The following is a 25,012-nucleotide window of genomic DNA, read 5'->3' on the forward strand; positions in this document are numbered from 1 at the left end:
CGAATTGATGTTCGAGCGTAGCTCGGATGGAGCGAAGCGCAATCCGGGGCCGGCTACGCCATTGGAAGCAGCTGTCCCGGATTTCGCTTCGCTCCATCCGGGCTACGAAGCCTCGCTATTTTCCAGCGAGGCTGCGAACGTGCTTGATAATTCCGGAAAAATCCACCCCACCTTGCCCCGCTGCATCGAAAGACTGATAGATCTCCTGCGCATGCTTGCCGAGCGGCGTGGCCGCGCCGGCCGCCTTCGCGGCGTCCTGCGCCAGCGTCAGATCCTTCACCATCAGCGCCGAGGCGAAACCCGGCTTGTAGTCGTTGTTGGCCGGAGAGGTCGGCACCGGGCCCGGCACCGGGCAATAGGTCGTCAGCGACCAGCACTGGCCCGACGAGGTCGAGGCGACGTCGAACAGCGCCTGGTGCGAGAGCCCGAGCTTCTCGCCGAGTGCGAAAGCTTCGCTCACCGCGATCATGGAAATGCCGAGGATCATGTTGTTGCAGATCTTGGCCGCTTGGCCGGCGCCGGCACCGCCACAATGCACGATCTTCTTGCCCATGTTCTCCAGCACGGGCTTGGCCGCCGCGAATGCGTTCTCCTCGCCACCGCACATGAAGGTGAGCGTCGCGCCCTTGGCGCCGCCGGTGCCGCCGGAGACCGGCGCATCCACCGAGAGCACGCCGTGCTTGCCGGCGAGCGCATGCGCCTGCCGCGCGCTCTCGACGTCGATGGTAGAGCTGTCGATGACCAGCGCACCCTTGGTCATCGCAGGAAGGATCTCGTTCCAGACGCCGAGCACATGCTTGCCGGCCGGCAGCATGGTGACGACGACATCGGCGCCCTTTACCGCGCCCGCGGCGCTGTCGGCGATGCCGGCGCCATCGGCCTTGGCCTGATTGCGCGAGGCTTCGACGAGATCGAACGCCACCACCTTGTGGCCGGCCTTGACCAGATTGGCGGCCATCGGGCCGCCCATGTTGCCGAGACCAATGAATGCGATCGTGGCCATTGTCGTTTCCTCCGCTTCAATCGTTGATTAATTGAACTTCAGCTCATCGGCGCCGATCTCGGCGAGATACGGCGCCAGCATTTGCGGCGTCACGTCCTCAATCCGCGGCGGCGACCAGATCGGGCTGCGATCCTTGTCGATCACGGCAGCGCGCACGCCCTCGCGAAAATCATCGCTGCGGAACACCTCCAGCGCGGCGCGGTATTCGCGCACCAGGCATTCCTCCAGGCTCGACGCGGTGCGCGCCAGCCGCAGCAGCTTGAGCGTCACCACCATGCCGCGCGGCGATTTTTCGTTGAGCGTCTTCAGCGTCGCCAGCGCGAACTCCGAGCCGTCGCGCTCGAGCGCTGCAAAAATGTCGTCCATGCGATCGAAGCCGAACAGGCCATCGATGATCGGCTCCTTGGCGGCGACCGGCCCCGCGGCTTCGCCGGTCGCAAAGCCGTTGATGAGCTTGCCGACATCGACCGCGCTCGCGCCTGGACGCACCCTGGTCAGCGCCTCGCGCAGCTCCGGCCATTTGCCCGCCGGCACCACGGCGTCGGCGAATTTCGCGTGGATCGCGTCGGGCCCGTTCATGGTCTGGCCGGTCAGGCCGAAGTAAGTGCCGATCTCACCCGGCGAGCGCGACAGCAGATAGGTGCCGCCCACGTCAGGGAAGAAGCCGAGCCCGACTTCGGGCATCGCGAGTTTCGTGCGATCAGTGACGATGCGATGGCTCGCATGGGCGGAGAGTCCGACGCCGCCGCCCATCACGATGCCGTCCATGAAGGCGATATACGGCTTCGGAAATGCCTTGATCCGGGCGTTGAGGATGTATTCCTCGCGCCACAAGATTTTGCCGAGATCGCCGTTGGCCTTGGAGCTTTCCCAGAGCGTGCGGATGTCGCCGCCGGCGCACAGGCCGCGCTCGCCGGCGCCTTCCAGCACGATCAGGGCGACGGCGGGATCGGCTTCGAAGCGGTCGAGCGCCTTGTCGATGTCGCGAAACATCTCCAGCGTGACGGCGTTGATGGCCTTGGGACGATTGAGCCGGATCACGCCGGCTGCGCCCTCGACGCGGGCGACCAGATCGCCCTCTTCCACCGAACTCATCGCGCGCCCTCGATCAGTTTGCGCGCCACGATGAGCCGCATGATTTCATTGGTGCCTTCGAGGATCTGGTGCACGCGCAGATCGCGCACGATCTTCTCGATGCCGTATTCGCTGAGATAGCCGTAGCCGCCGTGCAGCTGCAGCGCATGATTGGCGACCTCGAAACCGACATCGGTGCCGAAGCGTTTGGCCATCGCACACAGCATGGTGGCATCGGGGTCTTTGCGGTCGAGCGCCGCGGCGGCGCGCCACAGGAAGGTGCGCGCGGCCTCGAGCTCGATCGCCATGTCGGCAAGGCGGAATTGCAGCGCCTGGAATTCGTCGAGGCGCTTTCCAAACGCCTTGCGCTCCTTCATGTAGGCGCGCGCCTTGTCGAGCGCGGTCTGCGCACCACCGAGCGAGCATGCGGTGATGTTGAGGCGGCCGCCATCGAGACCGGCCATCGCGATCTTGAAGCCGATGCCCTCCTCGCCGAGGCGGTTGGTAACAGGCACGCGGGCGTTCTCGAACATCACAGCGCGGGTCGGCTGCGCGTTCCAGCCCATCTTGCGCTCGTTGGCGCCGAAGGAGACGCCCGGCGTGTTGCCGTCGATGACGAGGGTCGAGATGCCGCCGGGGCCATCGCCGCCGGTGCGCACCATCGCGACCAGGAGATCAGTGCCGCCGGCGCCGGAGATGAACTGCTTCTGGCCGTTGAGAACGTAAGTATCGCCGTCGCGCACCGCGCGGGTGCGCAGCGCCGCGGCATCGGAGCCCGCGCCGGGCTCGGTCAGGCAGTAGCTGGCGATCAGCTCCATGGTGCAGAGCTTCGGCAGCCACTTCTGGCGCTGGGTGTCGCTGCCGAAGGCATCGATCATCCAGCTCGCCATGTTGTGGATGGAGATGAAGGCGGACGTGGTCGGGCAGCCCGTCGCCAGCGCCTCGAAGATCAGCGCCGCGTCGAACCGCGTCATGGCGGAGCCCCCGACATCCTCGCGGATGTAGATGCCGCCCATGCCGAGGGTCGCCGCCTCGCGCATGACGTCGACGGGGAAATGCTTCTCCTCGTCCCAGCGCAGCGCATGCGGCGCGATCTTCTCCGCCGCAAACGCCAACGCCATGTCGCGAACCGCGATCTGATCCTCGTTCAGAGCGAACTGCATATGAGCCTCGCTCTCAAGGGGATCACTTCATCAGCGGGATCGAGAACTCCGCGCCTTCCTTGACGCCGGACGGCCAGCGCGAGGTCACCGTCTTGGTCTTGGTGTAGAAGCGGACCGAATCCGGGCCGTGCTGGTTGAGATCGCCAAAGCCCGACTTCTTCCAGCCGCCGAAGGTATAATAGGCGATCGGCACCGGGATCGGCACGTTGATGCCGACCATGCCGACATTGACCTTGGCTGCGAAGTCGCGCGCGGCGTCGCCGTCGCGGGTGAAGATCGCAACGCCATTGCCGTAGTCATGCTCCGACGGCAGCGCCAGGGCTTCCTTGTAGTCGTGCGCACGGACGACCGAGAGCACCGGGCCAAAAATCTCTTCCTTGTAGATCCGCATGTCCTTGGTGACGTTGTCGAACAGCGAGCCGCCGAGATAGAAGCCGTTCTCGTAGCCCTGCATCTTGAAGCCGCGGCCGTCGACGGCGAGCGTCGCGCCTTCCTTGAGGCCGATGTCGATGTAGCCCTTGACCTTCTCGACCGCCTCGCGCGTGACCAGCGGACCGTAATCGGCCGACGGATCGATCGAGGTGCCGATCTTGAGCGACTCGACGCGCGGGATCAGCTTTTCCATGAGACGGTCGGCGGTCGACTTGCCGACGGGGACCGCGACGGAGACGGCCATGCAGCGCTCGCCGGCCGAGCCATAGCCCGCGCCGATCAGCGCATCGACCGCCTGGTCCATGTCGGCGTCAGGCATGATGATGGCGTGGTTCTTGGCACCGCCAAAGCACTGGCAGCGCTTGCCGGTCTGGGCGGCACGCTCATAGATATACTGCGCGATCGGCGTGGAGCCGACGAAGCCGACGGCCTTGATATCGGGATCGTCGAGGATGGCGTCGACCGCTTCCTTGTCGCCGTTGACGACGTTGAGGATGCCGGCCGGCAGGCCCGCCTCGATCATGAGTTCGGCGAGCATCATCGGCACGCCGGGATCGCGCTCCGAGGGCTTGAGGATGAAGGCATTGCCGCAGGCGATCGCGGGGGCGAACTTCCACATCGGGATCATCGCCGGGAAGTTGAACGGCGTGATGCCGGCGACGACACCGAGCGCCTGACGCATGGAATAGATGTCGATGCCGGGGCCGGCGCCTTCGGTGTATTCGCCCTTCATCAGATGCGGGATGCCGCAGGCGAACTCGGCGACCTCGAGGCCGCGCTGGATGTCGCCCTTGGCGTCCGGCACGGTCTTGCCGTGCTCGCGCGCGAGCAGCTCGGCGAGCTTGTCGTAGTCGCGCTGCACCAGCTCGACGAATTTCATCATGACGCGGGCGCGGCGCTGCGGGTTGGTCGCGGCCCATTCCGGCTGGGCGGCGCGCGCGTTCTCGACGGCGGCGCGAACCTCGGCCTTGGACGCCAGCGCGACCTTGGCCTGGACGTCACCGGTCATCGGCTCGAAAACGTCGGCGGTGCGGCCCGAGGTACCCTTGACCTCCTTGCCACCGATGAAATGTCCGACTGAACGCATGAATGATCTCCTTGAGGCCGAGCTTGAACGCTTTGACAAATCCTATCGACCTGCATTTTATAGGATTCAAGTCTGAGATAATGCACCATAGATGTGCGAAAATGCTGGATCAAGGTCACATCGACTGGGACGACTTTCGCTTCGTGCTGGCCATCGTGCGGGGCGGCTCGGTGTCGGCTGCGGCAAAACAGCTCGGCGTCGACCATGCCACCGTGATCCGCCGCGTCGACCGGCTGGAAAAGCACCTGTCGGCAAAGCTGTTCGACCGGCGCAAGACAGGCTACCTGCTGACCGAGGCCGGCCAGCGCGTCGCCGACAGCGCTGAAGCCATGGAATCGACCATCGTCGCCAACCAGGAGCAGGTCGGCGGCTCCGTGGCGCGGCTGACCGGAACAGTGCGGATCGGCGCGCCCGACGGGTTCGGCACCGCTTTCCTGGCGCCGCGGCTGGCACCCTTCGCGGACCGGTATCCCGATCTCGATCTGCAACTTGTGGCCACCGCGCGGCTGTTCAGTCTCTCCAAGCGCGAGGCCGATATCGCCATCAGCCTGACCATGCCGAAGGAAGGCCGCATCGTCGGCCGCAAGCTGCTCGACTACGGCCTTGGCCTCTATGCCGCGCCTGGCTATCTCGATCGCTTCCCTGCGATCACCTCGCGGCAGGATCTGCCGCAACATCGCTTCGTCGGCTACATCGAGGAGCTCCTGTTCACGCCGGAGCTCGATTATCTGCCGCAGGTGTCGCCGCGGATCTCGGCGCGCTTCCGCAGCGCCAATCTGATCGCGCAGCTCAATGCCACGCTGTCCGGCTTCGGCATCGCGGTGCTGCCGCATTTCATGGCGAGCGATTATCCGCAACTCGTTCCGGTGCTGCCCGAGGAGATCTCGATCACGCGGACATTCTGGATGCTGATGCACGCCGACAGCAAGGATCTGGCGCGGATCAGGGCGGTGGCCGATTACATCGGCGAGATCGTGGAGCGCGAGCGGGCGTTGTTCGCGGGGCGCACTTCGTAGGGTGGGTTAGCCGAAGGCGTAACCCACCACGTCTGCCTCCGCGGAAATCGAAGAGGTGGATTACGCTTCGCTAATCCACCCTACGCATTCAACGGCACCTCGCCTAGGTCTTCGCCTTCTTCACCGCCGGCGCCTTCGGCTCGCGCTTCGTGCCCTCCAGCGCACTGTCCCGGCCCACCTTCAACACCTCGTCCGAGAGCTCGCTCGACCCGGCAATGCGCGCCAGCAGCATGGTGCCGGCCATCGTCGCCAGCGTCGCAACCGCCTGCTTGCGCGCGGCCTTGCGCGGCACGTTCGGGATGTTGTCGGCCAGCTGCTCGATCATCTCGTCGAGCTTGCCGGCAAATGCCTTTCGCGCCTTCGGGCTCTCGCGGGCGATTTCGGCACCGAGCGCGGGAATCGAGCAGCCATGGCCGGGATTGTCGCGATGCAGCGCCGAGAGGTAAGCATCCGCGATCAGCGCCAGCCGCTTGTCCGGCGAAACCTCGTCGGTGATCTTGCGCCAGTGCTCCATCGAGCGGTCCATCGCATACCCGAACGCCTCGATCACCAGCGCCTCGCGGGAATCGAAATGCGCGTAGAACCCGCCATGGGTCAGGCCCGCCTCCTTCATGAGGTCGGCGACGCCGATGCCATGGGCACCCTTTTCACGCAGCCGCACGGAGGCCTTTTTCACGATGCGGTCGTGGGTTTCCTGCTTGTGTTCCCGGGAGTAGCGCATGCGGTTCTCATTGGATGTCGAGGGTCATCTCATAACACGCAAATGACGAAATGGGTGCATTAATTCATGTTAAGTTGCTTCCGATCATGGAAAACGTTGCAGTTGCATGCACCGCAAGAGCGCTCCTGCCGTCCCGGACGAAGCCTTCGGCGTAGCTGGTCTGCCGCCCCAGCTTGATCACCTTACCTTCGGCCGAGATCAGGCCTGAGCGAACCGAGAGCGGACGCAGGAAGGTCATTTTCAGGTCGAGCGTGACGGAGCTCTGCCCCGCTTCCAACCGGGTCGAGATCGCGCACCCCATCGCGGTATCGAGCAGCGCAGCTGCGGTCGCGCCGTGGATAAGGCCGATGGTATTTTCGAGATCCTCGCGCGGCTCCAGTTCCATGACGATCCGGCCCGGCTCGACCACCCCCACCGTGAAGCCGATCAGTTTTGCAAAAGGCGGCGGCGGCAGCCGGCCGTCGCGAATGCCCAGCATGGCGTCCATGCCCGACAGGCCCATCGCCACTTTCGCGACCGGCGCCGGCACCTGCCAATCCACCACGCGCTCGCGCCGCTGCGCGGACGAAAACAGATCGAGTTGGTCGGGTTCAGTCATGGGATTCCTTTTGTATGATACATGTCATACTATGCCGCGGACTTCGCACTTGCAACTCGCCCCCCTGCCCGCTTGACAATAAGGACGTTTCGGCCCGGAAGTGGCACCGACCCGCGCGCCTCGCGCCGGTCCACGAAATCTTCGAGATGCCACGATGGAAATGCTCAACCACCACTGCGGCGTGACGCGCGATGCGCGCGGCGTCGTTCATGTCGCGATCTGCAACGCCGGCCCGCTCAATATTCTCGGTTCGCCGGTGACCGACGCCGTGCGCGAAGGCCTGCAGCAGCTCAGCTCCGACCGCAGCATCCGGGTCGTGGTGCTGCGCGGCCAGAGCGAGAAGAGCATGATCGGCGGCGCCGACATCAAGGAGATGGCCAAGCTCGACCAACGATCGGCCGAAGCCTTCATCAGCCGCCTGCGCGATCTCTGCGAGGCCGTGCGCGCCTTCCCTGCCCCGGTGATCGCGCGCATGCCCGGCTGGTGCCTTGGCGGCGGCCTCGAGGTCGCCGCCGCCTGCGATTTCCGGATTGCCGCGCATGATGCGCATTTCGGCATGCCGGAGGTGCGCGTCGGCATCCCCTCGGTGATCCACGCAGCGCTGTTGCCCCGCCTGATCGGCTGGGCCCGCGCGCGCTGGCTGGTGATGACGGCGGAGAATATCGACGCCCCGACCGCGCTGGCCTGGGGACTGGTCGACAAGGTGGCGGCGGAGGGCGAACTGGATGCCGCCGTCGAGCATCTCGTGAACACGCTGCTCGAATGCGGCCCCGAAGCGCTGAGGTCGCAAAAGGCGCTGCTGCGGCAATGGGAGGAGCTGCCGTTGACGGAGTCGGTGAACCTCAGCGTCAAGGTGTTCGGCGAGTCGTTCCTGACGGACGAGCCGACGCGGCTGATGCAGGCGTTTGTGAACAGGAAACGGTAGGCGATAAGCCCACCCCAAAAACGGTGTCATGCCCCGCGAAGGCGGGGCATCCAGTACGCCGCAGCAGCAGTGGTAAGAGCGAGTTCGCCAACGCGGGCCTCTGGAATATACTGGATTGCCCGCTTTCGCAGGCAATGACAGCGAGGGTCGACCGACCAAATCTCATCCGACCCACGACATTTTCTCATCCCAGCCGCGGTTGCATTTTTTGCGCCGCATCATATGATGATCGTAATTCTACACAGCACCGCCAGGGAGCCCCATCATGGCCGAAGCCGCCGATCCCGTCGTCATCGTCTCCGCCGCCCGCACCCCGCTCGGCCGCTTCATGGGCGAGCTCTCGCCTCTCCCCGCGCACAAGCTCGGATCGCACGTGATCGGCGCGGCGCTGGAGCGCGCAAGACTTGCACCCGAGAAAGTCGACGAGGTCTTCATGGGCTGTGTGCTGCCGGCCGGACAGGGCCAGGCACCCGCCCGCCAGGCGGCGCGCGCGGCCGGACTGCCCGATGGCACGGGCGCGACCACCGTCAACAAGGTCTGCGGTTCCGGCATGAAGGCGACCATGCTGGCGCACGACATCATTCGCGCCGGCTCGGCCGAGATCGTCGTCTCCGGCGGCATGGAGAGCATGAGCAACGCACCGTATCTCCTCGCCAAGGCCCGCGGCGGCTATCGCGTTGGCCATGACCGCATCATCGACCACATGATGATGGATGGCCTCGAGGATGCCTACGAGACCGGCCGTTCCATGGGCGATTTCGGCGAGGCCACCGCGGAGGCGTACCAGTTCACCCGCAACGACCAGGACGCCTACGCGATGGAGACGCTGAGCCGCGCCCGCAAGGCGGTCGAGGGCGGCGCGTTCAAGGCCGAGATTGCGCCGATCACGCTCGCGGAAAAGGCCGGTCCCCGCATCGTCGCCAATGATGAGCATCCGCTGAAGGTCGATCCGGCGAAGATCCCGGGCCTGAAGCCGGCATTCCGCGCCAACGGCACCATCACGCCGGCCGCCTCCTCCGCCAATGCCGACGGCGCCGCTGCGCTCGTGCTGACCAAGCGCTCGCTGGCCGATCGGAGCGGCCTGCCCGTTCTCGCCGAGATCAAGGGCCACGCCACCCACAGCCAGGAGCCGCAATGGTTCACCACGGCGCCGATCCCGGCGATCCGCACGCTGCTCGACAAGGTCGGCTGGAGCGCAGGCGACGTCGACCTGTTCGAGATCAACGAGGCCTTCGCCGTGGTGGCGATGGCGGCGCAGCGTGATCTCGGCATTCCCCGCGACAGACTGAACATCAATGGCGGCGCCTGCGCGCTCGGCCATCCCATCGGCGCCACCGGCGCACGGCTGATCGTGACCCTGCTGCATGCGCTCGAGGCGAACAACCTCAAGCGCGGCATTGCCGCGCTCTGCATCGGCGGCGGCGAAGCCACGGCGATCGCGGTCGAGCGGTCGGCGCGCTGAGCGCGGGCGTCCGAAATGGAGGGAAGTCTGTCATTTTAGACTTCCCTTCCCCGTGCCAGACTGAAACCATGACGCGAGTCCCACCGGGCTCGCCAACCCACATTGAGGCCCAATGATCTCGAACTGGCTCGCGGCAGCATTGTCCCGCCGCAACATCCATTACGGCTGGGTGATGGTCGGCGTGACCTTCCTTGCCGCGCTGATCAGCGCCGGCACGGTCGGCGCGCCCGGCGTGTTCATCGTTCCGCTTCAGAAGGAGTTCGGCTGGAGCACGGCGCAGATCTCGTCCGCGCTGTCGATCCGTTTCATCCTGTTCGGACTGATGGCGCCTTTCGCAGCCGCCCTGCTCAACCGCTACGGCCTGCGCAACGTCACGCTGGCGGCACAGCTCATCGTCGTCTCGGCGCTCGTGCTCTCGCTCGGCATGACCGAGGTCTGGCAGCTCGTCGCGCTGTGGGGCGTGGTGATCGGCATCGGCACCGGCATGACCGCGCTGGTGCTCGGCGCGACCATTGCCACGCGCTGGTTCGCGGCACGGCGCGGCCTCGTCGTCGGCATCATGACCGCGAGCGTCGCCACCGGCCAGCTCGTGTTCCTGCCGCTGCTCGCAAGCCTCACCGATCGCTACGGCTGGCGGCTCGCGCTCGGCTTCGTCTGCATCATGCTCGGCGTCTCGGCGCTGGCCGTCCTGCTCGCGATGCGCGACCGTCCGAGCGATCTCGGCCTGCGCCCGTACGGCGATGAGGGCACCGAGCCCCTGCCCGCCCCGCCCGTGAGCCACGGCTCGATCACCGGCGTTGCGCTCGGCACGCTGCGCGACGCGTCGAAATCATCCGCGTTCTGGATCCTGTTTGCGACCTTCTTCGTCTGCGGCGCCTCGACCAATGGTCTCGTCCAGGTGCACCTGATCCCGATGTGCCTCGATTTCGGTATCCCGCAGGTGCAGGCCGCGAGCCTGCTCGCTGCCATGGGCATCTTCGATTTCTTCGGCACCATCATGTCGGGCTGGCTGTCGGATCGCTACGACAACCGCTATCTCTTGTTCTGGTACTACGGGCTGCGCGGGCTCTCGCTGATCTTCCTGCCCTTCAGCGATTTCTCGTTCTACGGCCTCTCCGTCTTCGCGATGTTCTACGGCCTCGACTGGATCGCGACGGTGCCGCCGACGGTGCGTCTCACCGCGCAGAAATTCGGGCCCGAGCGCGCCAATCTGGTGTTCGGCTGGATCTTTGCCGGCCATCAGCTCGGAGCCGGTACCGCGGCGTTCGGCGCAGGTCTCTCACGGACGGTCTATGAGAGCTACCTGCCCGCGTTCTTCATCGCCGGCGCGCTCTGCGTGTTCGCCTCGCTGATCGTGCTGGCGCTGTCGCGGCAACCGAAACTACAGCCGGCGACGGCCTCGGCCTAGTACCGCAGCGTGGTGGTGACGCCGAACACCGCGGCGTCACCGATCCGCGAAATACCGCTCGGATCGTTCGGATTCGCGATGCCGCCCGAGGGACGGAACACATATTGAAAGTAAGGCGCGATCAGCCAGCCCGGCTTGATGTGCGCCTCGTAGATCATCTCGATCAGCGTCTCGTTGCTGCGCACCGGGCTTCGGACGCCGGTGAAGGCCTGCGTATCAACGTCGAGATTGCGCGCGGTGTTCGAGATCCGCATGTACGCCATGGCCACGCCGAAGCGGTCGAGCGGACGGCCCGGCGTGAAGCCGACGAAGCCGATGCCGCCGTCCAGATAGAGGTCGATCAGATTGCGGTCCGGCGGGCTGTAGGCGATGCGGCCGAACGCGGTGATGCCGGGCAGCGAAGCCGAGGTGCTGTTCTCGGTGACCTCAGGCGGCCGATAGAGCACCTGCTCGATCACGGCGAAGATGCCGTAACTGCCATTGAGCCTTGCGGGAATGCCGCTGCCGCCGGGATCGGCGATCGACATCCCCTCCGCCGTCAAGCGCTGGCTGTCGAACGAGCCGTAATGCTTCCACGCGCCCGGCGTGAAATTGCCGGCGAGCGGACGGCCGCCGATATCGATGTCGTAGTTGAAGCGGACCTGCCCGATCACCCATGGCGGATCGTTGACGCGGAATGCCAGGCCATGATGGTCGCGCAGCTGCGGATCGACATCGCCCGGCCCCGACGGATCGCCGTTGAACACCGCACCATAGGCGGTGATCCTGTCGGTCAGTGCCGCCTTGATGCGAATGCCGGGCACCGCGATCGGCGGCGCCGGGCCGCCGGCCGGAAGGTTGCTCGCCTTGATCGCGGGCCAGCCGAAGGTGCCGTTGATGAAGAGGTCGTCGGTCTGACTGTCGAAGAACTCGACATCGGCGGCCTGCTGGCCGGCCCGGATGTTCAGGCGGTCATTGAAAAAGCTCTGCTCGAAATAGGCGTTGTAGAGCCGCTGGTCCGGCAGTGCTTCGATCTCGCTGATGGTGGCGAGGTTCTGGACGTAGTTGCGGGACAGGCCCTGGCCGTAGATGACGAGAGCATTGGCGTAAAACCGGCCGCCGGTCCACCCGACCAGCTTGTCGAGATCGGCATCGACCGACAGATCGAGGCGGCCGAAATGGACCGCACCGCGCTTCACGCCGCCGGCGGCGTTGGCGATATTGTCTGCGATATAGGTGGCGCCGAAATTCAGGCCCTTGCTGGCAAGGCCGTCGTGCCACGCGTTGAACCATTTGGGAAACAGCCATGCGGCCGCGCTCTCGTCCTTGGCGCCGGCGAGCGCGCTCGTCGCCGTGCAGGCCAGGGCAAGCGCGGCCGCACCTCGCAACAGAGAGCTATGGACGGTCCCGATCACGGCTGATTCCGGCTGGCGCAACGCTATTTGAAGATACCCGTGCGCCGCATGAAGAGATAGGCAGCGCCAACCGAGGAGGCCATCAGCACCGACGCCCAGAGGAATCCGGTCTCGACCTCGGTCAGCGGCAGGCCCTTGGTGTTCATGCCGAAAATGCCGGTGACCAGCGTCGGCGGCAGCAACAGCGAGGTCACGATCGAGAGGGTGTGGAGATGGCGGTTGCTCTCCTCCTCGTTCTTGAAGCGCAGCTCTTCCTCGAGCAGGCGGCTGCGCTCGCGCAGCTCGACGATGTCGTGATCGAGCCCGTCGAGCCGCTGCGCCAGCTTGCCGGCCTGGATCCGCAGCGCCGGCGACAGATGATCGGTGTTCTTTTGATCGAGACGGTGAAACAGCGTGCGCAATCCGGTGAGCTGCCGATGCAGCCGCACGCAGGTGCGGCGGAGCCGGCCGAGATTGCGGCGCATCTCCGGCCTCGCGTCATCGGCCAGGATGCGCTCCTCGATATCGTCGATCTCCTGGCCGAGCTTGTCGGCCATCCGGTCCAGCGTGTCGGCGACCTCGTCGACGATCTTTTCGAGCAGATGAGCGACATTGTCGACGCGGTAGCCGCCTTCGAGCACCCGCCGCGTGGCGTCCGCCGAGCACAGCGCCTGATGGCGGCCAGAGACCAGCAGGTGCTCGGTCATGGCGAAGCGCAGGAACGCGGTCTCCTCCGTCGCGCTGTCGATCTCGCGCACGAGATCGGAGAACACGCCGTAGACGCAATGGTCGATGACGTGAAGCTGCTGGAAGGTGTCGTGCGACAGCAGCAGCTCGCGCGCCAGCGGCGGCAGCTGCGACGCCGCGATCCAGGGCCGCGCGCGTGCGTCCGTGAGGTTGAAATGCAGCCACAGCCGTCCGTCATGGCTGAACTCGATCGGCTGGTCGACCGGCAGCGCCTCGGCACTGCCGTCGCTGTGCAGGCGGAAGGCCCAGACCAGGCCGGGAATGGCGGGTTCGGCGTTCGATAATGCGCTGGCAAGCTTTGCCGGCTCAGCCATGGATAGCCCCAACCGTCAACAACTGCCCCATTCCGGAAGACGGCTGACGGCATCTTCCGGACCCAGGCGGGTACTCAATTACGCCAGTGTTACAGTTTGATGATGCCGCCCTATTCCGCCGCCAGCCCGGTCGCGGCTGCCTCGGCTTGCCTGATGTAGTCGTGCACGACGCGGCCGAACGGCAGCGTCAGATCGGCGATGTAATGATGCGCCCCGAGGCAGCGGCGGACCGGGAAATCGGCGACCGGCGCATTGACATGCGGCACCAGATGCAGCCGGCCCGGCCCCATCCAGGAGCCCTTCGGCACGATATCGATCAGGTTGATCGCGACCAGCTGGCAGACCTCGAGACGGCCGTCGACGCCCGGGATCATCTTCAGATTCACTTGCGTCTTCGACAGCGTGGCGCGGGTGAGATCGCCGTTGCCGGCCATGCTCTCGTGCTTGTAGCCCATGGTGCCCATGGCGACGAGCTGGCCGGCATATTCCAGCGTGCCCGTCAGCGTGTCCTTGACGATCTCGAGCTTGGGATGGGCGTACTTCTTGGGAAAGCCCCAGATCTCGCGGCCGGCGGCGATCGGCGGATCGTCGTCGAGATACATCTGCGAGACGAAATTGACGTCCTCGCCGTTGAGGCGCGCGGGGATGACGAGGCCGGATTCGGTGTAGCTGCCGAAGCCGGAGGAATCCGGCATCTTGATCCACTCGTAATGCACGATCGGCTGGTCGATCGGCTGCAACGGCTCAGGCAGGCCGGCGCGGATCAGCTCCGGGTCGGTCTCGTAAGTGATGACGAGGAATTCGCGGTTGACGAACCGGTACGGACCGGCCGGATAGCTCGGCCCTGCCGCGGGCATGGACGGAAGTCTCAGCACGTCTTCGCTTCGCATCGCTGGTCTCCTGTGAATCCCGATCGGCGGCAATTGCTAACGATCCTCATTGACTGCGATGTGAAGCTTTTCCGTCAGGCGCACGACCCCTGCCGTTGCAGCGTGGTCGGTCTGCGCTACCGGAGATGTATCGGTGCCGCCTTGTCATCACGCCGTCACCACGTGACGCAATCGTCTGGCGCAAGCAGGAGGCATCGCCATGGACGCCCGCACGTCGCAACCGACATATCAGAGCCATCAGGCGCCCTCGCGGGGCTGGCGGCCCGAACGCTGCGATCGCGTCGCGCTGGTGCTGCAAGGCGGCGGCGCGCTCGGGGCCTACCAGGCCGGCGTCTATCAGGCGCTGCACGAGGCCGGCATCGAGCCCGACTGGGTCTGCGGCGTCTCGATCGGCGCGATCAACTCCGCCATCATCGCCGGCAACAAGCCGGAGAAGCGGCTCGAGGCGCTGCGCATCTTCTGGGAGCGCATCACCAACCGCAAGATCTGGCACTACACGCCCGACGGCGACATCTTCCGGCAGTGGCGCAATTTCACCAGCGCGTGGATGACCTCGGCGATGGGACAGCCCGGCTTCTTCACCCCGCATCAGGTCAATCCCTGGTTCAGCCCGGTCGGCGCGCGCACCGCGACCAGCTATTACGACACGATGCCGCTGAAGGAGAGCCTGCTCGAGCTGGTCGATTTCGATCTCATCAACGAGAAGAAGGTCCGGTTCGCGGTCGGCGCGGTCAACGTGCTCTCGGGCAATTTCATCTATTTCGACAATTCCCATGACGAGATCGAGCCGGAGCACATCATGGCCTCCGGCGCCCTGCCCCCGGCGCTGCCGATGGTGCGGATCGGCACCGATCATTTCTGGGACGGCGGCATCGTCTCCAACACGCCGCTGCAGCATCTGCTCGACCAGGAGGACGCGCTCAATTCGCTGGTGTTCCAGGTCGACCTGTTCAGCGCGCGCGGCGTGCTGCCGCGCTCGATCCAGGACGTGATGGCCCGCCACAAGGACATCATGTATTCCTCGCGCACGCGCCACAACACCGACGTCTATCGCCGCACCCACAATCTCAAGGTCCTGCTCTACAAGGCGCTGGCGAAGCTGCCGGACGAGCAGCTGTCCGACGAGGAGCGCAAGCTGAAGGGAAGCCTGTGCCACATGCCGGAGATCGCGATCCTGCATCTGATCTATCAGCAGAAGGCCTATGAGGGCGACGCCAAGGACCACGAATTCTCGGGCACCTCGATGCGCGAGCACTGGACCAGCGGCTATGAAGACACCAAGCGCACGCTGAAGCGCCGCGACTGGATCAAGATGCCGGACGAAGGCATGGGCCTCGTGGTGCACGACGTGCACCGGGAGACGGAGAGCGCGTAAGGGCCGCTTGTCTCCCGGACGCGCAGCCTTGCTGCGCAGAGCCGGGACCCAGACGCCACACGGTTCGCCGCAATCATGGGCCCCGGCTCTGCAGCGCACCGTCGAAGGGACGCTGCGCTGCTTCCGGGGCGCGAGCGTGCCTGCAAGACATGATCCCTTCAGAAGACACACTCTCGCATTCTCGCGGCTCATTTCGCCCGAGCTTTGCTCTCTTCGTTGCCCTTCTTGTTCAGAAAGGGCGCAGGGAAGGCCGGGCGCCGGCTGGCACCCGCGGTCCCGTGTGCGAACAAGACGCGCACGGGGTGGACAACAGGTGTAGCCGGGCGACCGGCCTTCCCTGCGCGGATGGCTTTACGGCTTATGTCGCGCTCTCCCCGGGGAGCGATGCACTATTGCCCCCGTCGCCTTGCGGATGACTGATGTGCTGACCCGGTTGAGCCGCAACATCACCGCAACACTTGACGCACAGACCCCGGGCGTCAGGACCACACGATTTTGCCGTCCGCGCACATCCCCGTTCCTGTCCCCGATGGCTTGCGTGCGCTCACCATCAAGGCCGAACCAAGGACGCTGTCAGCGCCGTGTCGTATCGCGCGTGCCGCTGCTCACGGGGATTCCCGCCCTGCAGCCTGCCCAGCGCGCCGACGCCGTCGCGGCCACCGCCTCCCGGCCCGCGTCTCGTGACGATCGCGAAACGCCCCTTGTGGCGGGCGGGATGGCCATTGATACGACATATCCGAAATTCGGTAAATAGGAATATTTTTGCATCGAGGGATTGACAGGGTGTTTTGCCCGACGGGCGGGGTGCCACCGTAACTGAATATTCGATGCAATGGTGTAATGGGCCTTCGGGTCCCTCCCGCAATCACCGGGGTGGAACAACAGCAGATCGTTTCGAGCAAGTCGCTTCCTGATGGAGGCGCCAGGCTCCTGGATGGCGGAGGTCGCGATCGAATTGAACAAGGAAGCGAAGTGACGCCGATCTTCGCGCATGCGCAACAATTCTCCATACGCAGCAATTGTTCTCCGCTTGGTGGCGCGGCATCGCAGCCGCTATCGTTGTCTTCAGGCCCTAGGACTCCCCAAGTTCTCGCGCCTGAGGACCGCCGCCTCGGCCCCTGGACGTTGACAGTCCCCGAGCAGCTGGCGGCGGTCCTTTCTCCTGTCTCGGCCGCGCCCCGATTTGCAACAGTCGGTTGCTGAGGCGGGCCGAGCCGAGGCAGACGATTTGCGGACCCGCTAAGTCATTGATCCCTTTTGTAACCCGAACTGGAAGGTCAAGCCTTTTTCCGAGTCCCAATCTCTCGGCTTGGGGTAGAAGTCAGCCACCTCCGGACCCAAATCGGCCGTGCAAGGCCCCAAAACAAACCGCAGGAGTCGCCGCGGTAGGACGTCGATTGAAGGAATGTCGTTAGCTACCACATCAGGTGGACATCAGGGCGGGCTGGCGCTAACGGCGGCCACAAAAGCGCCCGAACGATGAGCGGAATACCAACGGCCAAAGGTATCAGCCAGTACATGAAATGAGGCAGGTCCTTCCAAAGTGGAAGCTGCTTTCCGTTGTCCACGTAAAAGGCAACCAGCATCAGGATATACGACAGGCCCATCCCCGCGATATGGACCCTGACCCAATACCGCCAGCGGTGTCGGAGCGCCGTGCGACCGATCCAGGCGCAGGCGAACGACAACGTACCGAGAACGAACAAGTGATAGTTTTCGGCCCAGCGCATAAGCGACAGTAACGTCGCGGACGCGAAGAGCGCCAGCAGACACCAGAAATAGATCGTTCCAAGCCTAGAATGACGCCCGCGACGCTTCTGACTCAACATTGCGATTGCGCTGATCGCAACGCTCGCAAGGCCCAGGGGGATATGCACCCCGAAGATCAACGCCAGAAAGAAGTGGTCGGTTGATGGAATTTCGATGCCCGCCACGATGGTCGTTTCTTCGCCTGTCATGGCGTTACTCCCATCTTGCAATTCAACATCGACTAAGCCGGCGAAGAGGGTCGTTTGACGGCGAACGCTACGGCGCCGCAGACAATGCAAAGCATGCAGCAGCCGATCAGGACGACTGCATAGCTTCCCGTCCAATCGGCGCTTGCTGCGAAAGGCAGCGGGCCGGACGCTGCGCCGGCAAGGCCAACCCCTTCGGGCCGCGCCCGCCAGGGACGAGAGCGCGCCTGGTCAAGCGTTCGAGCTGCGACATGGAGTACTCGTCAGGTCAATTGCCCGTCAATTTCCACTGCGCAGCTTCGTCAATGGTGCTGACGGTAATTCTCCGGAATTGCCGTTGCGTCTGCCCCGGTCTGGGATGGGCCATTCAATGCATCCACTTCGAGACAAGACGACTGCCCCTTTGTCTGTATCGTACATTGAGTCTGGAGATGATCATGCGCAACATTGCATCGGCGATTGCAATCGTGATCGCGTTGAGCGCGCCGGCTTTGGCTCAGAAGGCCGAGATCGAAGCGAACAATGCGAAATGGATAGAGATGTTCAACAAGGGAGATTTTTCCGGGATTGCGTCCCTCTACAGCGCCGATGCGACCGCGCTCCCGCTCGGCTCCGCGATGGTGCAGGGCCGACCAGCCATCGAGGTCATGTGGAAAAGCATGGCTGAACAAGTGACCGATCCGAAGCTCACAACGGTGGATGTCAAGCCACTCGGTTCTTCCGCGGCCCGTGAGATCGGCACGTTCGTCCTGAAGACCAAGGGATCGACACCGCAGGAAGTGACCGGAAAGTATGTCGTCGTCTGGGAGAAGGTCGGAGACGACTGGAAGCTCGCCACCGACATCTGGAACGACGGCAAGTAGCCGTCTTACGTCCAAACCAGCGCTTGCGCAGAAAGCAGGAGGGATCCAACCGACGCGCGTGTTCATTCGTCGTTGTCATTCGATACGCAGGCGCTATCGTGCGCATGCGGCGTAGCCGCGACATTCATCCGATAATTCTAGTCATGGGAGAATCGCATGAAATTCATAACCACCTGGAGCGTACCTCAAGGCACCTTCAATGCAGCCGTCGCCCGCTTTCTCGAGACCGGTGGCGCACCACCCGAGGGCGTCAAGATGCTGGGCCGCTGGCACGGCATGAATGGACAGGGATTTGCGATCTCTGAATCGAGTGATCCAAAAGCCATGTATCGTTGGCTCGCGCAATGGTCTGACCTGCTCCCGTTGACCGTCACGCCCTGCCTTGAGGACGGAGACGCGGGCGAGGTGATGGCGTCGCTTCCCAAGCGTTGATCATCAAGCGAGCGAAGGGTTTTCTGAACCAGATCATCCACTGAAGCGCGATGAGATTAGGATGAATCGTCATCGCGCTTTAGTTTATTGCTTGAGCATGAACTTCTCGGAAAACCGCTGCGCAATCTTCCGGATCATGCTCTAGGGTCTAGCCGTCTCCTGGCGGAGAGCGGCTACTTCGCGTCCTTGTTCAATTCGATCGCGACCTCCGCCATCCAGGAGCCCGGCGCCTCCATCAGGAAAGATTGACGGTTGCTCCTGGTCTGGATCGTCACCAGCGCGGCCACTGTGTTTCCCTCTATTCGCGCCTCGATCAGTCCGTCCTTGTTGGTGCCGTAGACCTTGCCGCCCTGCCGGTACTCGCTCTCGAACCAGTTGCCGGAAAGCTCCGTCCCGCTCTGCTCGATGTTCGCGGACAGGACCATCTTGTACGCATCGCTTGCGCAGCGCAGGTCGAGTGTCAACGACCGCCCCGGCCTGGTGACGTTGTACGCCACCTTGCAGCGAACCTTCTCGCGCGGACCGTCCGACGGCTTCATCGTGCCGATGCCCGACCAGGCACCGGCCAAACTGTCGAACACCGGCTCTGCGCGCAGCGGGCCGGTGCCGACGAGCACGAGCCAGGCCGCGCCAATGCTCATGCGCGCCGCCGAAACCTTCAATCGCATTCTGCCAATCCTGATTCGTAAAGTCTGAGCGCGTCCTACGCCCTGATCGCCGCGGGATGTTGACGAAGATGTTTAGAAATGTTGCAGAGATTGCCTGAACGTTGCCGGGATCGGCGCATCAACCGGTAACGAAGCCGATATCGCCGCGGCAAGTTCTCGTCGGTCCCGCTCGGCCGCAAACACCCCGCGGGAGCGCAGGGCAATCGCATACGGCATTTTCCGCCAGCCGAGCGCGCGCCTCGTCCTTCGAGACGACCGCTTTGCGGTCTCCTCAGGATGAGGCTAAGCGGCATCGGTGCCCGTTAAGAGTGCTGCCGCACACTCCGTCCTCATCCTGAGGGCCCGCCAACGGCGGGCGTCTCGAAGGATGGCCACAGAGAACGTCGCCGGAGCGGAATCCAGCCTCAGCCCGGCCCCGGCATATTGCCCGCGAACTGCGGATAGCACTCGCGCAGCTCCTCGCGGATTCGGCCCCGGATCAAGGACAACGTCGCCTCGTCCGGCAACGGCGTCGTGACCTCGCATGTCTCGTTGTCGTACGAGAAGCCCGTCGTGCCGCGAATGTCGCGCCAATCATATCCCGGGTGGGTGCTCTCGAGACGAAAGCGTCCCGCCTCTCGCTCGAAGGAGAACAACGCGGCATTGGTCAGCAGCGCATGAGGGCCGCCTCGCCGATAGACCGTCTCGTCGGTGACCCCGGGCGCAGACACGAAGTCCACGCGTTCCACCAGGGATCGCAGGCTGTGCTCCTCACGGAACAGAATGACCCGCGGCACCAGGAAATACAGATAGGCGGAGCCGAACGAGCCGGGCCATCTGACCGGATTGTTCGGATAGTCGCCGGTGCCGACGAGGTTGACGTTGCCCTGGCCGTCGATCTGGCCGCCGCCGAGAAAGAAGGCGTCGAGGCGTCCCTGCGCGGCACAATCGAACAGCTCCTCGGCACCGCCAGTGAAGGAATTGTGCTTGACCGACCCGAGGATCGAGACCTGCACGTGCTCCAACCCGTCGCGTTGGTTGAGCGCACGCAACAGCATCGCTCCAGCCGCCGGCATCGGCGACGATTGACCGACTGCAACATGCCGCACGCCCTTCAGCAGCCGCGAGATCGTGTAGATCATCAACTCGCGGCTGGTGCACGCCTCGCTCATGCCGCGCTCCTCGCGCCCCGGATGTAGGCCTGGAACCCTTCCGGCGAGCGCGCCGCGCGCGCGTACTTTTCAACCTCCTGCCCGTCCCTGGGATATTCGGCGTAAAGCCCCGTGGGCCACCCACCGTTCTTCAGCTGTGCCACCGCGCTGACGTAGATCGCAGGCAGGACGCCCGCGGCCATCTTCTCGTCCTCGAGCAGCGACGTCTCGGAGATGCGCTCCACGGTCACGAAAGCCTGCTTCGACGCATGGGCCAGCAGCATCGTTTCGCGCCGGCGGCCCAGCCGCACATTGCCGAACCTGTCTGCTTCAGGCGCATGAAACAAGGCGATGTCGGGCCGGATCGCCGAGACCACGACGATCTTCTCGCCGTCGTCGAACGGATTGGACGTCACCTTCCAGTCGTCGCGCTTCTTGAGGACGTCGCTGCCGATGATGCCGCGGATCGGCATGAACGGAACGCCCTTCTCCGCGGCCGTCAACCCTGCGAACACCGCGGGACAAGTGGCATCACGGAGGCGAATGGATCCGTCGCGGACAGCCCGGCTGAAGCAGGGCGCGCCGCCGGCTTCGCCGAGACTGACGGCGCTCGTCTCCAGCGTTGCCACGGCGCCGGCGCCGATGAGCATGTCGACCTGCATGCCGCCGATCGGCGCACAGACCACGTGGAGATCGCGAATGCCGCGATCGATCAGCATCCGAACCAGTCCCGGGGCCGCGGCGTAATCGTCCGGCGCCAGGCCGAGCTTACACCCCGAGGGTATCATCTCCGCCATCTCTCGCGGCGTTACGAAGTCTGTCATCTCTTCACTTCTCCCTCGCTTCGCATCAGATGCCGATCGAACAACGATCAGTTTCCGGATTCGACCGACGTCTCTCTCAATCTTCTCAGCCGCGTCCCATGTTGTAGAACTCCGGGTTCGGACGCATGCTGGTGACGTTGGCAAGCCGGTTGGAGAGGCCGAAGAAGGCCGAGATCGCGGCAATGTCCCAGATGTCCTCTTCCGTGAACCCGTGCGATTTCAGCGTGGCGAAATCGGATTCGGAAACCTTGTAAGCCTCGGTCGAGACCCGTACGGCGAAGTCGAGCATCGCCTTCTGCCGGTCGGTGATATCAGCCTTGCGGTAGTTGACCGCAACCTGATCGGCGATCAGCGGATTCTTGGCGCGGATGCGCAGGATCGCGCCATGGGCGATGACGCAATACTGGCATTGATTGAGGTTGCTGGTCGCAACCACGATCATCTCCCGCTCTGCCTTGGTGAGGTTGCCGGGCTTGTCCATCAGCGCATCGTGATAGGCAAAGAACGCGCGAAACTCGTCCGGCCGGTGCGCCAGCACGAGAAACACGTTCGGAATGAAGCCGGACTTCTCCTGGACGGCGACGATGCGGGCCCGGATGTCCTCTGGCATGTCGGCCAGATCAGGGACAGGGAAGCGGCTGATTGCAAGTGCCTGGGTCATGGCCTGGTTATCCTCGCTACTAATCGATGGAGATCGGTACGATCACGCGTTCCTTCGCCTGGATCATTGTGAGAAAGCCGCGCGCGAAGACGTCGAGCGCATCGGGGCGTCTTTCCAGCTTCGCCCGGAGCACTGCCCCCTCCCAGCCGATCCAGAAGAAATGCGCGAGGCTGTCGCAATCGACGCCTTCGGAAATGTCGCCCGCCTGCTGCGCCGCGCGAAGGCAGCGCGAGGTCCGCGCTTCCCAATCCCTGAAGACGGCGGCGAGGCGCTTTCGGAACGGCTCCGGCAGCGCCCCCATCTCTTGCCCGAGATTGCCGACGAGACAGCCACGTCGATAGCCGTAGCGCGCCATGCCCGAGCGCGCGTCTGCGATGAAATCGCGCAGGCGGTCCAGCGGAGCCCGCTCTGCATCGTCGAACCATCGATCCAGCTTGCGGGCGAAATAGGCGGCGTAGGCATCGATCAGCTCGAGGCCAAAAGCCTCCTTGCTGCCGAAGTAATGATAGAATGACCCTTTCGGCACGTCCGCGGAATCAAGGATCTCCTCGACGCCGACGGCGCTGAATCCCTTCTCGGTCAGTATAGCAACGCCCGTGCGCAACAGACGCGCGCGCGGCGCATTCGGCTGCGACTGGTCCTTGGGAGGACGGCCCCGTCGGCGCGGCTCCGAAACCGAGGCTGCTCTATTCATCAGGATTTATTAGACTGACTGTCTTGCAAAATCAATCCCTCGCCTCCCAAGGCTCAACTCTCCCGCGGACCGCATTCGTCACCGGGGGCAGTTCGAGACATCTTGCCGTTAGACTCCCCGCGCCAAACGTGGACAATACCCGGGCACGTCACGTGCGCAGTGCACACCAAGATGCGCCAGGGGAAACGAAAATGCCGGCTGCCTTTCCGTCGTCCGAACCCACCATTCCGACCGCTCCCTTGACTGCCGAGATGCGCGATGCGTTGCGCGCGATCGTGGGTGAGAAGGGCCTCATCGAGGACGAGCACGGCAAGCAGCCGTTCGTGACGGATTGGCGGGGATTGCTGGTCGGCGGTGCCGGCGCCGTCGTACGTCCTGGCAGCACCGAGGACGTCTCGAAAGTGGTCCGGCTTTGCCATGAGCACGGCGTCGCCATCGTGCCGCAGGGTGGCAACACCGGCCTGATGGGTGGGGCAACGCCCTGGCCTGCGCATACCGGCATCGTGTTGTCGCTCGGCCGCATGAACCGCGTGCTGGACGTCGATCCCGTCGGCTACGCGATGACGGTCGAGGCCGGCTGCGTGCTGCAGACGCTGCAGGAGACGGCAAGCCGGCACGACAGGTTCCTGCCGCTCAGCCTCGGCGCCCAGGGCTCGTGCATGATCGGCGGCAATCTGTCGACCAACGCCGGTGGCGTGCAGGTGCTGCGCTATGGCAATGCCCGCAATCTCGTGCTGGGGCTCGAGGTCGTGCTGGCGAGCGGCGAGGTCTGGGACGGATTGCGCGCGCTCAAGAAGGACAACACCGGCTATGACCTCAAGCACCTCTTCATGGGCGCCGAGGGCACGCTCGGCATCATCACCAAGGCCGTGCTCAAGCTGTGGCCGGCGCCGAAGGACGTCTCGACATCGTGGCTGGCGATCCGCGATCCGCGCGCGGCGCTGGAGATCCTGTCGGAAGCCCATAGCGCGTCCGAGGACAATGTCGGCTCTTGCGAGCTGATGAGCCGCGCCGCCATCGACATGGTGTTGCGCCATATTCCCGGCACCCAGGATCCTCTTAAAGCGAACACGCCCTGGTACCTGCTGCTGGAATGGTCGTCCTCGCGGGCGCGCCAGGACGGCGCCGAGGGCATGTCCGAGAAGATGGAGCAGTTTCTTGGCCATCAACTCGAGGCCGGCCGCGTGCTCGATGCGGTGATCGCCCACACGGTCGGTCAATCGCGCAACATGTGGCGCATCCGCGAAAGTGTCGCCGAGGCCTCCCGGGCCGAAGGTCCGGGGCTCAGCTTCGATGTGTCGGTGGCCATCTCCAAGATTCCGGAGTTCATCGCCAAGGGCACCACGGCGGTGCTCGATATTCTCCCGACCATCAGGCCCTATCCTTTGGGGCACATCGGCGATGGCAATCTGCATTTCTCGTTCATGGGGCCATCAGGCATGGATCAGCAGACGCTGACCCAATACAAGGGCGCCATCACGCGGGCCGTGAACGATCTCGTCACCTCGATGGGCGGATCGATCTCGGCGGAACACGGCATCGGCATCGACAAGCTCGACGAGCTCAGCCATTACCGCTCGAAGACCGAGCTCAACATCATGCGCACCATCAAGCGCGCGCTCGATCCGCAGAACATCATGAATCCCGGCAAGGTGCTGCGGCTGTGACCGACGCTGCGCCCCGCGCCGACGATTGGTCGAGCGTGGGCAGGTCGCAACGATGTTGCGACCCGTCCGCGATCTTGTCGAGAGTGGTGTCCGGAGGCCCTCAAGCCGTCGAACCGCCGCGCGGATTGACGATCGCATACCCTCGCAATGAACGTGCGTGGATTCGCGTGGCGTGTCCGCCCGAGTTGGCGTCATAGGCCATCCAGACATCGCCTCCGAGGTGCTGCTCGAGAACGAAAACGTGTCCCCGTCGCGCAGCAACCATTCCCGGTGCGGGTGATGTCCGCGGGAAGCGCAGCCAATTGGCCGCAAGATTCAATTCCGGCACGATACGACCGAACACGCGCAGAGCCGCGCCGCAGCCGCAGAAGGATGAAGGGCAACCTGCCGGACGACCACCGACAACGCGAGCCCCGGAGACGGTCGTCGGCGTGGCGGCGCCCCCAGCATCGGTCACTGTCAGCTGCGTCGAGCGGTACGCTTGCAGTGAAGGCCTGGAAATCAGTGAGGATCTGGAAGTCAGTGAGGAC

At 64.4% G+C, this 25,012-nt stretch carries 23 protein-coding genes; 8 read left to right on the top strand and 15 right to left on the bottom strand.

Going from position 1 to position 25,012, the window contains the following annotated elements; genetic code table 11:
• Positions 1-115: 115 nt before the first annotated feature.
• Genes mmsB through AABA84_RS23000 form a run of 4 tightly spaced genes read right to left on the bottom strand, consistent with a single transcriptional unit; the run spans position 116 to position 4,759 of the window.
• Entirely contained in the window at positions 116-1,024 is a 909-nt protein-coding gene (gene mmsB / locus AABA84_RS22985) for a 3-hydroxyisobutyrate dehydrogenase (RefSeq protein ID WP_338307191.1), read from the bottom strand.
• A gap of 6 nt (positions 1,025-1,030) precedes the next feature.
• The gene (locus AABA84_RS22990) at positions 1,031-2,098 is read right to left on the bottom strand and encodes an enoyl-CoA hydratase/isomerase family protein (RefSeq protein WP_338313253.1); all 1,068 of its coding nucleotides are present in this window, start codon (positions 2,096-2,098) and stop codon (positions 1,031-1,033) included.
• Entirely contained in the window at positions 2,095-3,240 is a 1,146-nt protein-coding gene (locus tag AABA84_RS22995; RefSeq protein WP_338313254.1) for an isobutyryl-CoA dehydrogenase, read from the bottom strand. The genes AABA84_RS22990 and AABA84_RS22995 overlap by 4 nt, the downstream gene beginning before the upstream one ends.
• Positions 3,241-3,262: 22 nt before the next feature.
• A complete protein-coding gene (locus tag AABA84_RS23000) occupies positions 3,263-4,759 on the bottom strand; it encodes a CoA-acylating methylmalonate-semialdehyde dehydrogenase (protein ID WP_338313255.1) in 1,497 nt (498 codons plus the stop codon).
• Between the two features lie 101 nt (positions 4,760-4,860).
• Here AABA84_RS23000 and AABA84_RS23005 point away from each other — a divergent pair, with 101 nt between their 5' ends.
• Positions 4,861-5,775: a LysR family transcriptional regulator gene (locus tag AABA84_RS23005; protein WP_212246407.1), complete on the top strand. Its 915-nt coding sequence runs from the start codon at positions 4,861-4,863 to the stop codon at positions 5,773-5,775.
• Positions 5,776-5,878: 103 nt separating this feature from the next.
• Here the strand turns inward: AABA84_RS23005 and AABA84_RS23010 are convergent, their stop codons facing one another.
• Together AABA84_RS23010 and AABA84_RS23015 are read right to left on the bottom strand one after the other, a co-directional pair.
• Positions 5,879-6,496: a TetR/AcrR family transcriptional regulator gene (locus AABA84_RS23010; RefSeq protein ID WP_338313256.1), complete on the bottom strand. Its 618-nt coding sequence runs from the start codon at positions 6,494-6,496 to the stop codon at positions 5,879-5,881.
• Between the two features lie 64 nt (positions 6,497-6,560).
• Complete coding sequence (locus AABA84_RS23015; protein ID WP_338313258.1) at positions 6,561-7,094, bottom strand: PaaI family thioesterase; 534 nt, start codon at positions 7,092-7,094, stop codon at positions 6,561-6,563.
• Positions 7,095-7,248: 154 nt separating this feature from the next.
• Here AABA84_RS23015 and AABA84_RS23020 point away from each other — a divergent pair, with 154 nt between their 5' ends.
• From AABA84_RS23020 to AABA84_RS23030, 3 genes are all read left to right on the top strand, one after another.
• A complete protein-coding gene (locus AABA84_RS23020) occupies positions 7,249-8,019 on the top strand; it encodes an enoyl-CoA hydratase (protein ID WP_338307029.1) in 771 nt (256 codons plus the stop codon).
• A 265-nt stretch (positions 8,020-8,284) separates the two neighbouring features.
• On the top strand, positions 8,285-9,481 hold the full coding sequence (locus AABA84_RS23025; protein WP_338313260.1) for an acetyl-CoA C-acyltransferase: 1,197 nt from the start codon (positions 8,285-8,287) through the stop codon (positions 9,479-9,481).
• Between the two features lie 112 nt (positions 9,482-9,593).
• The gene (locus tag AABA84_RS23030; protein WP_338313262.1) at positions 9,594-10,889 is read left to right on the top strand and encodes an MFS transporter; all 1,296 of its coding nucleotides are present in this window, start codon (positions 9,594-9,596) and stop codon (positions 10,887-10,889) included.
• Here the strand turns inward: AABA84_RS23030 and AABA84_RS23035 are convergent.
• From AABA84_RS23035 to AABA84_RS23045, 3 genes are all read right to left on the bottom strand, one after another.
• Positions 10,886-12,283 (bottom strand): carbohydrate porin, encoded by a 1,398-nt coding sequence (locus tag AABA84_RS23035; RefSeq protein ID WP_338313264.1) that lies wholly within the window; start codon positions 12,281-12,283, stop codon positions 10,886-10,888. The two genes, AABA84_RS23030 and AABA84_RS23035, sit on opposite strands and share 4 nt — an antisense overlap.
• A 23-nt stretch (positions 12,284-12,306) precedes the next feature.
• A complete protein-coding gene (locus tag AABA84_RS23040; protein ID WP_338313266.1) occupies positions 12,307-13,323 on the bottom strand; it encodes a transporter in 1,017 nt (338 codons plus the stop codon).
• A gap of 110 nt (positions 13,324-13,433) precedes the next feature.
• The gene (locus tag AABA84_RS23045; RefSeq protein ID WP_212246420.1) at positions 13,434-14,213 is read right to left on the bottom strand and encodes an acetoacetate decarboxylase; all 780 of its coding nucleotides are present in this window, start codon (positions 14,211-14,213) and stop codon (positions 13,434-13,436) included.
• A gap of 199 nt (positions 14,214-14,412) precedes the next feature.
• Here AABA84_RS23045 and AABA84_RS23050 point away from each other — a divergent pair, with 199 nt between their 5' ends.
• Positions 14,413-15,588 carry a patatin-like phospholipase family protein gene (locus AABA84_RS23050; protein ID WP_338313268.1) on the top strand — a complete coding sequence of 392 codons (1,176 nt, stop codon included), beginning with the start codon at positions 14,413-14,415 and terminating at the stop codon, positions 15,586-15,588.
• 1,415 nt (positions 15,589-17,003) lie between these two features.
• On the opposite strand, the gene AABA84_RS23055 is transcribed toward AABA84_RS23050, so the two are convergent.
• The gene (locus AABA84_RS23055; RefSeq protein ID WP_338313270.1) at positions 17,004-17,546 is read right to left on the bottom strand and encodes a hypothetical protein; all 543 of its coding nucleotides are present in this window, start codon (positions 17,544-17,546) and stop codon (positions 17,004-17,006) included.
• 434 nt (positions 17,547-17,980) lie between these two features.
• Between AABA84_RS23055 and AABA84_RS23060 the strand changes: the two genes are divergently transcribed.
• Positions 17,981-18,406 carry a YybH family protein gene (locus AABA84_RS23060; protein ID WP_338313271.1) on the top strand — a complete coding sequence of 142 codons (426 nt, stop codon included), beginning with the start codon at positions 17,981-17,983 and terminating at the stop codon, positions 18,404-18,406.
• Positions 18,407-18,562: 156 nt separating this feature from the next.
• Positions 18,563-18,838, top strand: coding sequence for a DUF3303 domain-containing protein (locus tag AABA84_RS23065; protein ID WP_018319867.1), 276 nt, complete (start codon positions 18,563-18,565; stop codon positions 18,836-18,838).
• 173 nt (positions 18,839-19,011) lie between these two features.
• Here AABA84_RS23065 and AABA84_RS23070 read toward each other — a convergent pair whose 3' ends face one another.
• The 5 genes from AABA84_RS23070 to acuR form a co-directional block, all read right to left on the bottom strand.
• On the bottom strand, positions 19,012-19,506 hold the full coding sequence (locus AABA84_RS23070) for a hypothetical protein (RefSeq protein ID WP_212246424.1): 495 nt from the start codon (positions 19,504-19,506) through the stop codon (positions 19,012-19,014).
• A gap of 404 nt (positions 19,507-19,910) precedes the next feature.
• On the bottom strand, positions 19,911-20,657 hold the full coding sequence (locus AABA84_RS23075; RefSeq protein ID WP_212246425.1) for a CoA-transferase: 747 nt from the start codon (positions 20,655-20,657) through the stop codon (positions 19,911-19,913).
• A complete protein-coding gene (locus AABA84_RS23080; protein WP_338313272.1) occupies positions 20,654-21,460 on the bottom strand; it encodes a CoA transferase subunit A in 807 nt (268 codons plus the stop codon). Before AABA84_RS23080 ends, AABA84_RS23075 begins: the two co-directional genes overlap by 4 nt.
• An 85-nt stretch (positions 21,461-21,545) precedes the next feature.
• Entirely contained in the window at positions 21,546-22,121 is a 576-nt protein-coding gene (locus AABA84_RS23085; protein ID WP_338313273.1) for a peroxidase-related enzyme, read from the bottom strand.
• Positions 22,122-22,140: 19 nt separating this feature from the next.
• Complete coding sequence (gene acuR, locus AABA84_RS23090; protein WP_338313275.1) at positions 22,141-22,815, bottom strand: acrylate utilization transcriptional regulator AcuR; 675 nt, start codon at positions 22,813-22,815, stop codon at positions 22,141-22,143.
• Between the two features lie 191 nt (positions 22,816-23,006).
• On the opposite strand from acuR, the gene AABA84_RS23095 reads away from it, so the two are divergent.
• Positions 23,007-24,482, top strand: a complete 1,476-nt coding sequence (locus AABA84_RS23095) for an FAD-binding oxidoreductase (RefSeq protein WP_338313276.1) — start codon at positions 23,007-23,009, stop codon at positions 24,480-24,482.
• Positions 24,483-25,012: the final 530 nt, after the last annotated feature.

This window comes from Bradyrhizobium sp. TM239, from assembly GCF_036247985.1.
Taxonomy (GTDB): Bacteria; Pseudomonadota; Alphaproteobacteria; order Rhizobiales; family Xanthobacteraceae; genus Bradyrhizobium; species Bradyrhizobium ottawaense.

Coding starts and splice junctions, on each gene's coding strand:
- AABA84_RS23030 (WP_338313262.1), top strand. CDS start 9,594: ATGATCTCGAACTGGCTCGCGGCAGCATTGTCCCGCCGCAACATCCAT.
- acuR (WP_338313275.1), bottom strand. CDS start 22,815: ATGAATAGAGCAGCCTCGGTTTCGGAGCCGCGCCGACGGGGCCGTCCT.
- AABA84_RS22995 (WP_338313254.1), bottom strand. CDS start 3,240: ATGCAGTTCGCTCTGAACGAGGATCAGATCGCGGTTCGCGACATGGCG.
- AABA84_RS23040 (WP_338313266.1), bottom strand. CDS start 13,323: ATGGCTGAGCCGGCAAAGCTTGCCAGCGCATTATCGAACGCCGAACCC.
- AABA84_RS23005 (WP_212246407.1), top strand. CDS start 4,861: ATGCTGGATCAAGGTCACATCGACTGGGACGACTTTCGCTTCGTGCTG.
- AABA84_RS23050 (WP_338313268.1), top strand. CDS start 14,413: ATGGACGCCCGCACGTCGCAACCGACATATCAGAGCCATCAGGCGCCC.
- AABA84_RS23045 (WP_212246420.1), bottom strand. CDS start 14,213: ATGCGAAGCGAAGACGTGCTGAGACTTCCGTCCATGCCCGCGGCAGGG.
- AABA84_RS23025 (WP_338313260.1), top strand. CDS start 8,285: ATGGCCGAAGCCGCCGATCCCGTCGTCATCGTCTCCGCCGCCCGCACC.
- AABA84_RS23075 (WP_212246425.1), bottom strand. CDS start 20,657: ATGAGCGAGGCGTGCACCAGCCGCGAGTTGATGATCTACACGATCTCG.
- AABA84_RS23055 (WP_338313270.1), bottom strand. CDS start 17,546: ATGACAGGCGAAGAAACGACCATCGTGGCGGGCATCGAAATTCCATCA.
- AABA84_RS23020 (WP_338307029.1), top strand. CDS start 7,249: ATGGAAATGCTCAACCACCACTGCGGCGTGACGCGCGATGCGCGCGGC.
- AABA84_RS23070 (WP_212246424.1), bottom strand. CDS start 19,506: ATGCGATTGAAGGTTTCGGCGGCGCGCATGAGCATTGGCGCGGCCTGG.
- AABA84_RS23000 (WP_338313255.1), bottom strand. CDS start 4,759: ATGCGTTCAGTCGGACATTTCATCGGTGGCAAGGAGGTCAAGGGTACC.
- AABA84_RS23095 (WP_338313276.1), top strand. CDS start 23,007: ATGCCGGCTGCCTTTCCGTCGTCCGAACCCACCATTCCGACCGCTCCC.
- AABA84_RS23080 (WP_338313272.1), bottom strand. CDS start 21,460: ATGACAGACTTCGTAACGCCGCGAGAGATGGCGGAGATGATACCCTCG.
- AABA84_RS23010 (WP_338313256.1), bottom strand. CDS start 6,496: ATGCGCTACTCCCGGGAACACAAGCAGGAAACCCACGACCGCATCGTG.
- AABA84_RS23015 (WP_338313258.1), bottom strand. CDS start 7,094: ATGACTGAACCCGACCAACTCGATCTGTTTTCGTCCGCGCAGCGGCGC.
- AABA84_RS23065 (WP_018319867.1), top strand. CDS start 18,563: ATGAAATTCATAACCACCTGGAGCGTACCTCAAGGCACCTTCAATGCA.
- AABA84_RS23085 (WP_338313273.1), bottom strand. CDS start 22,121: ATGACCCAGGCACTTGCAATCAGCCGCTTCCCTGTCCCTGATCTGGCC.
- AABA84_RS23060 (WP_338313271.1), top strand. CDS start 17,981: ATGCGCAACATTGCATCGGCGATTGCAATCGTGATCGCGTTGAGCGCG.
- AABA84_RS22990 (WP_338313253.1), bottom strand. CDS start 2,098: ATGAGTTCGGTGGAAGAGGGCGATCTGGTCGCCCGCGTCGAGGGCGCA.